The sequence below is a fragment of the Alcanivorax sp. HI0083 genome, assembly GCF_001635175.1.
This window is the reverse complement of the sequence record NZ_LWFX01000026.1, coordinates 1-352: the sequence shown is the minus strand read 5'-3', so window position 1 is coordinate 352 and position 352 is coordinate 1. Positions and strand designations below refer to the sequence as shown.

Annotated in this window: 1 pseudogene; it reads right to left on the bottom strand. The window is 64.2% G+C overall.

The window, feature by feature from the left end:
- Nucleotides 1-352: pseudogene (gene mutL, locus A3754_RS00350) on the bottom strand (DNA mismatch repair protein MutL); the annotation flags it as partial.

Sequence of the window (352 nt, the reverse complement as noted above, 5' to 3'; positions counted from 1 at the left end):
GCCGTGGTTGCACTGGCCGGAGCGCTCTGTGGCCTCCATGTCGCGCAACAGGGCATTCATTTCCGGGATCGTCAGGCGACGATTGGCGCGCACACTGCCGTGGCAGGCCATGGTGGACAGCAGCTCATCCAGCTTCTGGGCAATACGTTCACTACTGCCTTGCGCCAACAAATCCGACAACACATCGCGAACCATGGATTCGCTGTCACCGTTGCGCAGCAAGGCCGGCACTTCGCGCACCACCAGGGTTTCCGGCCCGGCGCGCTCGACACCGAACCCCAGCCGGGAAAACACCTCCGGCTGCTGCTCGGCAAAATCCGCTTCACGGGACGACACCGCCAGCGACACCGGC